We start from the raw sequence: 10,291 nt of genomic DNA, 5'->3' as shown, positions 1-10,291 counted from the left end.
GTTTTGTGCAAAAACTGTACTCTGTTGCCAAAAGTACGGCCAGCTTGCTCACATTCCCAAGGTTAAGCGGGATTTAAGGATATATATGCAAATGGTTAATATGCTTTTAAGTGTAGTAGACGGATGTTGGAATTACCTTTGCAACATAGCGATGCATATTCAAAAAGAATATGCATCGCCGATCTTTTGCGTATCAGAAAAATTTAAATGCCAGCCACAATATCCTTGCTGAAACTTTTCTCACAGTATTTACACTTCATCTGCAGAGATTCTTTCGACTGCCGCAGGGAGAAGTGAGTTTGCACCGGCTCATTGTGGGTGATGCAGTTGGAGTTCGGGCACTCGAACACGCCTTCGATGGACTCAGGAATGCTCATTTCGAACTTGTTCTGCACCTGGTACTCATCAATTACGTTGATGGTCGCGCCCGGTGCAAAGATCGCCAACTCATTGGCTTCCTTTTCGTTGAACAGGCGGTTCTCAACCTTGATGATATCCTTCAGGCCCAGATCCTTGCTGGGCAGGTTGAAGCCGACGGTAATGCGGACATTGCTACCCAGCAGCTGCAGCTGCTTGAGGATCTTGATGCCCTGACCGGCCGGGATATGGTCGATCACGGTGCCCTTGCGGATCGCTTCTACCTGGAGTTTATGCTTCTCAACCATGATGTCCTGCTCCTCAGATCGTTTCGTTCAGTACCAGCGCCAGCAGCGCTTCCCGGGCGTAGACGCCGTTTTCCGCCTGCTGGAAGTAGTAGGCGTAAGGGGTGCTGTCCACATCCACGTTAATCTCGTCGACCCGGGGCAGTGGGTGCAGGACGCGCAGGTTGGGCTTGGCTTCTTTCAGGGTCTCCGCGCTGAGGATGTACTGGGAAGCGATCAGCTTGTACTCGGTCTCGTCGAAACGCTCTTTCTGTACCCGGGTCATGTAGATGATGTCCACTTCGTGGGCAATCTCTTCAATGCTCTGGGCGGTGCGCCAGGTGATGCCTTTCTCTTCCAGCTCTTCGAGCAGGTAGTCCGGCATGGCCAGGGCGTCAGGCGCGATGAAGGTGAATTCGGCGTTGAAATGGCTCATCGCCTGGGTCAGAGAGTGGACGGTGCGGCCATACTTCAGGTCACCGACGAAAGCGACCTTCAGGTCGTCCAGCCGACCCTGGCATTCGTGGATGCTGAACAGGTCCAGCAGGGTCTGGGTCGGGTGCTGGTTGGAGCCGTCACCGCCGTTGATCACGGGTACGGTGGAGAACTCAGAGGCAACCCGGGCTGCGCCTTCCTGCGGGTGGCGCATAACGAACGCGTCAGTGTAGGAGGAGATGACCTGAACCGAATCTGCCAGGGTTTCACCCTTCTTGGCCAGTGAGGTGTTGCTGCCGTTGTCAAAACCGATGAAGGTGCCGCCCAATCGCTGCACGGCGGTTTCGAAGGAGAGCCGTGTCCGGGTGGACGCCTCGAAGAAGCAGCTGGCAATGACCTTGCCTTTCAGCAGATCCGGCCGGGGTTCCTTTTTGAGGCTTTCGGCGGTGGACACAATCAGTTCCAGCTCCTCACGGGTAAGCTCGGGGATGGAAACAATGTGTTTCTGGTAGAGAGGATTAGCCATGTTTCAGCGCACCTGTCCTTTTCCTGGGGTGAAGTCTGAAAGCCGGCTGCCGATCAGGCAGACGGTTTCCCTGTTGTGGTTCGAGCGTATTGCGGTCAAAAAAAAGCCCCTGAAAAAAGGGGCTTTTTAAAATGAATAGCGATAAATGGGGAATAACAGTGCAGGGCTCAACACTGTGTGCCATTCGGTGTGTGTTTGTGCGTGCGGCGCAAATCATCACTGGCGGTTATCCCTGCTGCAAAACAATTCTGAAAACACGTCCGGCCAGAGGGCTTCGGACAAATTGTGCGGCATTATACGGATGGCCGGTTCTGGGTCAAGCCGATTTTCATATGTTTTCGCCTGACGCCAGTCAGAAGCATTCTGACACTATCCCTATCAATGTATCCCGCTGACCGGCGGCTGACAAGGGCATTACGTGGTTACAGTGTCAGTTGCGCTTGCTTAGTGGTCAGTGCCCCGGACAGCATCAGTTCTGTCCGGGTACAGTTGCATGATTAAGGGTTGCTGGCCGTTTGGTGGTCTGAGCCAGAGGTAAAGAGTGCCTTGCTATCTTCCAGAATGCCATACAGACAGGGCAGCAGTACGAGGGTGATCAGTGTCGCAAACAGGATGCCGAAACCCAGTGAGATAGCCATTGGGATCATAAAGCGTGCCTGGCGCGAGGTTTCGAAGATCATGGGGGCAAGACCGCCAAACGTGGTGATGGTGGTCAGCATGATCGGCCGGAAACGCCGGACACCGGCCTGCTTGATGGCTTCATAACCATCCAGCCCTTTCTGCCGCTGCTGGTTGGCATAATCCACCATGATCAGGCTGTCATTCACCACCACACCGCACAGGGCGACAATGCCGAACAAGCTCACCATGCTCAGGGTATAGCCCATCAGTACGTGACCGATCACCGCCCCGACAACACCAAACGGTATTACCGCCATCACGACAAATGGCTGCGAATAGCTGCGGAACGGAATGGCCAGTAACAGGTAAAGCATCATCAGCGCCAGTGCGCCGCCCGTTACCATGCTGGAGAGGCTTTCCCGTTCATCGGCCTGGCGACCCTGCAGGCTGATATCCAGCCCCGGGTAGGCGGCCTGAAGCTCCGGGAATGCCGATTTTTCCAGTGCAGCAATCACCTGTGGGGTCTTGCCCAGCGGTGTGACATCCGCTCTGACATCCACGGTTCGGCGGCCGTTGCGGCGATTGATCGTGGAGGCGGACTCATCACGAATCACGTCGGCGATCTGGAACAGCGGCACGTCGTCACCAGCGGGGGTGCGGATCATCAGCTGCTCCAGGTCATATTCGCTGATGCGCTGGTATTCCGGCAGGCGAACCATGACTTTGACTTCATTGCTGCCCCGCTGCTGGCGGAAGGCCTGGGCGCCATAAAAGGATGAGCGAACCTGGGTGGCCAGATCCCGGGCTGTCAGCCCCAGGCTACGACCTTCCGGGCGAATCTTGAAGCTGAGCTGGGGCTTACCGCTGGCAAAGGTGTTCTCAATGTCGGAGACGCCCTGGAACTGGGCCAGGTCCTCGGCCAGTTGTTCACTCGCAGCTTTCAGCAAGGCGGTATTGCGATGGCTCAATTCAACGGTAAGGGCGGAGCCGCCGCCAGGTCCCCGCCCTGTGGCTGAGAAGGCCAGTCCCTGAATGCCGGGTATCTGCCCGACAGCTTCACGCCAGAGATGGGTGACTTCTGTCGTACTGACCGGGCGGATACCGTTTTCCTGCAGGTGCATGAACACCTTGACTTCATTGCCGTTGATTCGGGCTTCGATGCTGTTCAGCAGACGGTCACCGCCATTATTTTGGGCGACCTGATGGGCCGCCTTTTCCAGCTGTTCGCGTATGGCTTCAGCCTGGCTGAGAGGATTGCCGTAGGGCAGGGTGGCCGTCGCTGTCGCGCGGTCGGATTCGGTGCGGGGCATGAGGGTAAAGCCCAGGCGTCCACTGCCCATGAAAGCAATGGCAATCATTAGCAATGCGATGCCAATCGCCATGGTCAGGTAGCGATGGTGCATGATCTGTGCGATGGCCGGCTGGTAACGCTGCTGGATGAAACCCTGCAGGCGACGATCCACGCTTTCCTGAAAGTGGTCCAGTCGACGACCGAGCTGGCTGGTCGGACGTTTTTTCATCCAGGCCAGGTGTGCCGGCAGGATGAACAGGGATTCAATCCAGGATATCAGGAACACACTGATCACGACGATAGGGATGACCATGAAAATCTTGCCCAGGAAGCCGGGCAGGAAGAGGATCGGCAGGAAGGCCACCACATTGGTGAGAATACTGAAGGTCAGGGGGACGGCAACCTGTCGGGTACCGATAATGGCCGCCTTGTGAAAATCCATGCCCTGTTGCATGTTTTCATAGATGTTTTCGCCGGCAATGATGGCGTCATCCACCACGATACCCAGGGCAATAATAAAGGCGAACATCGACACCATGTTGATGGAGACATCCAGCCCGGGCAGTATCAGCAGTGCGCCCAGGAATGAGATGGGGATGCCCATGGTGACCCAGAACGCCAACCGGAACTCCAGAAACAGGCCCAGAACAACCAGCACCAGCAGTAGTCCCATGAAGGCGTTTTTCAGCAGCAGATCCATCCGTGCCCGGTAGATGTCTGAATCATCATCCGCAACGACCAGGCTGATGCCGGGTGGCAATTCTGCGGTGATGTCTGACAGTGCGTCATGGACCACATCGGAAATCCCAATAGGCGTCTGGTCACCGACCCGGTACACCGTGATGGCGATGGACGGATCGCCATTCCAGGTGTTGTAGACATCACTGTCTTCAAAACCATCGTTGACAGAGGCCACATCACCCAACGTCAAGAGGCCACCTTCAGGCGTGGTGAGCAGTGGAATACCGGCGAATTCCCGGGCCCAGTCCCGCCGCTCCTGAACCTGCAGGCTGATTTCCCCCCCTTCCGTTTTCAGGGTGCCGCCGGACAGGTCCAGTGCACTGTTGCGTATCGTATTGGCGACGTCCGTCAGGGTTAGCTGGTAACGACGCAGGGTGTCGCGATTGACCTCCACCTGGATTTCGTAGTTGCGCGCACCATCCAGTTCAGCCTGGGTAATGCCCGGTGACTGCAGTAATTGATCACGGATCGTCTCTGCCTGTTCCCTCAGGGTGACTTCATTCACATTGCCGTGCAGTACCAGGTCCAATACCGCATGTTTTCTCCCGCCCAGACTGACGATCGGCTTTTCGGCTTCTTCCGGAAAGGTACTGATTCGGCCGACAGCCTGTTCAATCTCCTGCAGGGTACGGTCGGGATTGGCGCCATTCATCAGCTCCGCAGAAACCATGGCACTGCCTTCGCTGGCGCGGGCGGTGATTTCCTCAATGCCTTCAATGCCGCGGATTTCATTTTCGATCGCCAGGACAATCCCCTGTTCCACCTCTTCCGGTGTGGCGCCGGAGTAGGCGACGCTGACATTGACCATGTCCAGGGTGAATTCCGGGAAGACTTCCTTGCGGATCTGCATCGACAGCATCAGGCCGCCAATCAACAGGAACAGCATCAACAGGTTGGGCGTAACCCGGTTGTTGACCATCCAGGCAATGGGGCCACGGTTCAGGGATGCTCGGCTCATAGGGGCTGATCTCCCTTGGGTCGGGGTACGTTGACCAGCTTATTAATCTCAGAGGGGGCTTCCCGAGTTCGCAGGGGAAGGCCGGGAACCGGCGCCGGCAGGGCCGAGGTGACAATGTGTTCGCCTGTCGTAATGCCATTGGCGATCAGTACGGTGTCCTGCCCGGTAAACACGGGTGCCACTGTACGCACCTCGAGCGTGTTGTCATGGCTCATGAGCCAGACGGTATTGCCGTTATGCAGGTGCTCCCTGGGCAGTGCGACCACATCGGTAATGGCGGGGCCCTGAATGTCAGCGCGCAGGTAGTCATTGACGCGAACGGCTGGCTGCTGGTGGTTTTCCGGTTTCAGTGCCAGCGGATCGGGAATGGCAATCAGAACCCGAGCCATGCGCGTGCCTGCTTCCAGGCTGGGTGAAACCGACAGCACGTAACCGTTCCTGAATTGGCTGTCTGGCCAGGAGGGGCTGTAAACCTTGACGGGGGAACCACTGACCGAATCACCGCCGGTCAGCCATTGCAATTGCTCGACGGACACGCTGGCTTCCAGGCGGAACTCTGAAACATCCACCATTTCCAGCAGTGCTGTAGACGTATTGACGAAACTGCCCAGCTCGACGTTCAGATTGACAACCTGACCATCAAAGGGTGGTTTGATGGTTGTGCGTTCCAGGGAAAGGTTGGCTTGCGCAAGATCTGCTTCAGCCAATGCCAGCGCTGCCTCGGCCGCCTGAAGCTGGGGTTGGCGCAAGACCAGGCTTTCGTCGGCGGGAGACAGTTTACGTCCTGTCAGTTCATACTCCTGGCGGGCGATGGCTTGCTGACCCTGTTCCAGTAACAGGTCGGCATTGGCTTTGGCAACGTTGCTGGCCATGCGCTGCAGGGCGATGCGGTAATCACTGTTGTCCAGGTGGATAACGGTTTCATCGACGCTGACGGTGTAACCGGGTACCAGTGCCGGGCTGACCTGGATTATTTCACCACTGACCTGCGGGTACAGTGTCACCTGCCGTTTTGCGACCACTTGCCCCATGACTTCAACGACGGGGCGATGTTCAGCCTTTTCGACCCGCAGCGTATTGACCAGGCGGGTATTGTCCGGTGGTGCTGCCGTGCCTGCCCGCGGGGGGCTTTTTATTAGCAGGACAGAGACCGTGATGCCTGCCAGGATGATGACGACAGGCAGTGCCAGTTTGAGCCAGCGGGCAGTGGGCGTGGGTAGCGTGTTCATGGTTTTCATACCTCCTGACCTGCAGGCGGTTCGTGATGGTCAGTGTTATCCGGATGCCAGCCACCGGCTAATGCGCGGTAGAGTGCGATGCGGTATTCAATCAGCTGTCGTTGCGCTGACAGGTGTTGACGCTGGAGATCCTGAAGGCTTTTCTGGGCCTGCAGAACATTGAGATAGTCAGTCGCCCCTTTGGCGTAGCGCAGCTGTGTCTGATCAAGAATCTGTGTGGCCAGGGTTACCTGCTGGGTCAACTGAGTGAGGTACGCCTGCTGGTGGTCTTCACGAACCAGGGCGTCTTCCACTTCACCGAGTGCTTCCAGTACGGTCTGGGTATAGTTCTGGACAGATTCCTGCAAGGCATAAAGCGCCCGGTCGGCTTCCGCCTTTCGCTGTCCGCCATCAAACAGGGGGGCAGTGATGCCGCCCAGCAGGCTGGCCGCCCAGGTGTCAAACAGGTTATGCCAGTGGTCACTGGCTGTAGACAATGAGGCCGTCAGCGTCAGGCGCGGAAGACGGTCGGCACGCGCCACCACGACACCCTGGCGCAGGGACTCGACTTCAAACCAGGCCTGGCGCAGGTCTGGCCGGCGTTCGGTGAGTGTTGCGGGCAGGCCGGTATCCGGCAGCTCTGGCAGTGTCGGGAGTGCTGCAGGGTTCCAGTCCAGTGGGGCTGATGGTGCCTGGCCGGCCAGAATGTTGAGCTGGTGGATCAGCACCTGCTGTTGCGCCCTGGCCTGGATGATATCTGCTTCAATGGCTTCCAGCTGAAGCTGCTGCTGCATGACATCCGTTGCGGGTGCGCGGCCGGATTTATAGCGAAAATCGATCAGTTTTAAGGTGTTGGTCAGGTTCTCTCGTTGTTCGGCCAGTAGTGTGAGCTGGCTGGTTTGTTCCTGCAGGGCATACCAGGTATTGGCCAGGGTCGCTGCCAGGGTCATGGTGGCGGCATCCAGCGATTCCCGGCTGGCGAGCCAGTTGTAGCGGGCGCCTTCCCGGCTGGCCTGGTTTCTGCCCCAGAAATCCAGCTCATAGGCAGCCTCCAGGCCGAGGGTGTAATCGGTACTGTTCCCTAGGGTGGTGCCGTTATCTGCTCGGATTCGCTTCCCGCTGCCTGAGGCGCTGATCTCCGGAAAGAGGGAGGCTCCTGCCTTCCTTGCCTGGGCTTCGGCCTGATTCAGGCGCTCGCGGGCAGCTTGCAGGGAGTAGTTTCGGGTAAATGTTCGTTGCATCAGTGCCTGGAGCTGAGGATCTTTGAAGTCCAGCCACCAGTCATTATCCAGCTTGGTGGTACCTTGGGCGGTGAACTGCTTGGTCAGTGGCAGATCGGGTGCGGTATCTGGCGGCGTAAGCGCACACGCTGTCAGAAGTAGACAGAGCGCCGCACTGCCCAGCGTTGGCAGGAGAGTCCGTGGTTGTTGAAGCATAGGTTGTTGTGGTGTGTCCCTGATACAGCTTTTTGGAATATGGACTGAGTTTCTCAGAAGAAGTTCTAAAAAGATTGCCGTTATTTTTACTTTTTGTAACGAAGTTCCACAAGTTATTTTGTAAATGATTCTCAATAACTGAGTATATGTTGATCTTTCGTAATATCGTTCAGTGTGGCTTCTAGACTTTAGTAGAAGGGTTTCACCAAGGTCTGATTGAGCAAAGAGGCATAGGTGTCACAATAACGGAGCCAAAAAGGAAAATAACTTATAAAAGAAGGAGATAACCATGCCTGATTTTCCTACGTCACGGACTCAAACTCACAATAATGTAACAGGCTCCCCCACTAAAAATATAAAAAATGCGGTGGCTAATTCTGTATCTACGGGTGATGCGTTTGTCACGCCTAGAACGGTAAAGATTGTTGAAGAGCTGAAAGCATACGGGAATCGCCTTCGCGATATCACTGGTTCGGAAAACGAGGTGAGAATAAAGCAAACAATACAAATCACTGAGCGGGCAATCAGACTACTCGAGAACGGGCGGGAGGTTGATGCTGATGTTGAGAAGGTAGTTGATCGGGTAAGGATTGCAGCTCAATCGGTATTGGAGGGTAGGCAGACGATAAAGTCCCCTCCTTCACAAACTGCGGGGGACAGTGCGAAGACGCGGGGGAAACAGACTGCGCTTACGCCCGCGAGTGTTCCATCAGAGCAGTCAGTAACCATGACGAAATCTGCAGGAAGTAAGGCAACTGTAACGTCGAAAGCATCGGCAGCAGATGAAAATAAAGCAGATACTTCGATACCCAAGTGGAAGCAAGCTCTGCTCAAAAGGAAGAATGCTAAAGCAGGTGGCGATTCTATCACCGAGCCTAATAAAAAATCTGAACCGAATAATGGACAGACACCGCAGAATCAATTTTCAATATTGAAGCCTGTGGTAATGACAAAGCCGTCAGTAAAGAAAAACGCTGCAACGCCTCTAAAGGCAACAGATGCATCTAAACCTAACGCTGCGCTACCTCAATGGAAGCAGGATCTGATTGATAGAAAGCAAGCAAAAGCGAGAGGCAGTGACACTGCAGGTGAACCTCAAAAACAGTCTCTTTCTCAAGTGCAGACGTCGTCAAACCTGTCGCCAGTTCAGACTACACCACAACCTTCCGCGACTAGCATGGAGGCGCCACCGCCACCGCCACCGCCACCGCCACCGCCACCTCCGGCTGCATCCGCACCACCACCGCCGCCACCGCCACCACCGGCAGGTGATCAATCTCAAGCAGGTAATAAAAAAAGCTGGAGTCAGAGCAAAGGACAGTCTGAAGCAGCATTAAAAGCGCAAGAAAGGTTGAGGAATAAAATTAAAGGAGAAGGCCAAGCGGATAGAGCTGGGCTTTTGGATGCCATTAATGCTAGGCGAAAAGACTATGACGAAGAAAGCATACAGAGTGAAGATGTTGCTCAGAAATCGTCTAAGTTCAATTATCTTAATCCTGTATGGAGTCAAATGGAAACCTATATGGTTCAGGGCGCTTCTGGTGATGTAGTGCCAAAATACCCTTTGACAAGCGAAGGAAAAAAGCAATATGTAACTGATCAGTTTTCTGATTTTTTATTTAGGCAGATTTCACCACAGTTGATGGGGAGTTTAAAAAAAGGTAATAGGGAGTTGTTAATAAGTTTATTTAAAAGTGCTGAAGAAGTTTGGGTGTATAATCATGCTGGCGGGGCAGGTCGCAATATAGCAACGTCCCCATGGTCTAGCCAGCTTAAAAATAATCAAGGTGCGTTGTCATATGGGCAGATTGAAGCGTACTTAAAAGGAAATAATCCAGTGGTAAAAGGTGTCATCGAATCGGCTATGGATAAAATGATTAGAAATGAAGTGTCGGCGCTAAGAAAATTGGCTGGTGATGATCCGGCAAAGATGATGGAGAAGGCTGAGGAGAAATATGGCGTTCCAAGAAGCATAAGAACCGACGATCAGAAAAAAGCATTTCTTGAAGAATTCTCTGACTTGATTCTTTTCGCCGGTACATGCAGCATAAAGACTAATGTCCTACAACCCAAAGACTGCAGCCTAAAACTTCTTGTGCCATTGATCACTGAGGATGCAGATGGAATAGAAAGGATCAGGATAACACTTATGGCCCGAGAAACTAGGCAGTTTAATAATTCGGAGAAAGATATGAAGGTGATGTATAAAATGCTTGCCGAAATGGGCTATCAAGGAAGTTATGATGATTATGTTAATAGAAGGTTTGATATATAAATAATTTCCTTATCATCAACTACTTGCTTAGCAAGTAGTTGATGATTTTCTCTAATCGGTCTTTTGGGATGATTGGAGTCAGGGTGATAACAAGGAGTGTTTCTAGGTTGCTTTCTTGATTTTGCTAGTGTTGTATTTGCGTTGTTCAAT

The 10,291-nt window shown here is 54.0% G+C and carries 6 protein-coding genes; 1 reads left to right on the top strand and 5 read right to left on the bottom strand.

Annotated features, from left to right (window positions below; translation table 11 throughout):
• Positions 1-203 precede the first annotated feature (203 nt).
• From pyrI to ABD892_RS20865, 5 genes are all read right to left on the bottom strand, one after another.
• Positions 204-665: an aspartate carbamoyltransferase regulatory subunit gene (gene pyrI / locus ABD892_RS20885; protein ID WP_345198065.1), complete on the bottom strand. Its 462-nt coding sequence runs from the start codon at positions 663-665 to the stop codon at positions 204-206.
• A 13-nt stretch (positions 666-678) separates the two neighbouring features.
• Entirely contained in the window at positions 679-1,602 is a 924-nt protein-coding gene (pyrB, locus tag ABD892_RS20880) for an aspartate carbamoyltransferase (protein ID WP_345198064.1), read from the bottom strand.
• A gap of 497 nt (positions 1,603-2,099) precedes the next feature.
• Positions 2,100-5,213 carry an efflux RND transporter permease subunit gene (locus tag ABD892_RS20875; protein ID WP_345198063.1) on the bottom strand — a complete coding sequence of 1,038 codons (3,114 nt, stop codon included), beginning with the start codon at positions 5,211-5,213 and terminating at the stop codon, positions 2,100-2,102.
• Positions 5,210-6,442 carry an efflux RND transporter periplasmic adaptor subunit gene (locus ABD892_RS20870; protein WP_345198062.1) on the bottom strand — a complete coding sequence of 411 codons (1,233 nt, stop codon included), beginning with the start codon at positions 6,440-6,442 and terminating at the stop codon, positions 5,210-5,212. The genes ABD892_RS20875 and ABD892_RS20870 overlap by 4 nt, the downstream gene beginning before the upstream one ends.
• 5 nt (positions 6,443-6,447) lie before the next feature.
• Positions 6,448-7,866, bottom strand: coding sequence for an efflux transporter outer membrane subunit (locus ABD892_RS20865; protein WP_345198061.1), 1,419 nt, complete (start codon positions 7,864-7,866; stop codon positions 6,448-6,450).
• Positions 7,867-8,155: 289 nt separating this feature from the next.
• On the opposite strand from ABD892_RS20865, the gene ABD892_RS20860 reads away from it, so the two are divergent.
• Positions 8,156-10,141 carry a hypothetical protein gene (locus ABD892_RS20860; RefSeq protein ID WP_345198060.1) on the top strand — a complete coding sequence of 662 codons (1,986 nt, stop codon included), beginning with the start codon at positions 8,156-8,158 and terminating at the stop codon, positions 10,139-10,141.
• Positions 10,142-10,291: the final 150 nt, after the last annotated feature.

Source organism: Kistimonas scapharcae (assembly GCF_039540975.1).
GTDB lineage: Bacteria > Pseudomonadota > Gammaproteobacteria > Pseudomonadales > Endozoicomonadaceae > Kistimonas > Kistimonas scapharcae.
The sequence above is the reverse complement of the archived record's forward strand: the minus strand, read 5'-3'. Positions and strand labels throughout refer to the sequence as shown.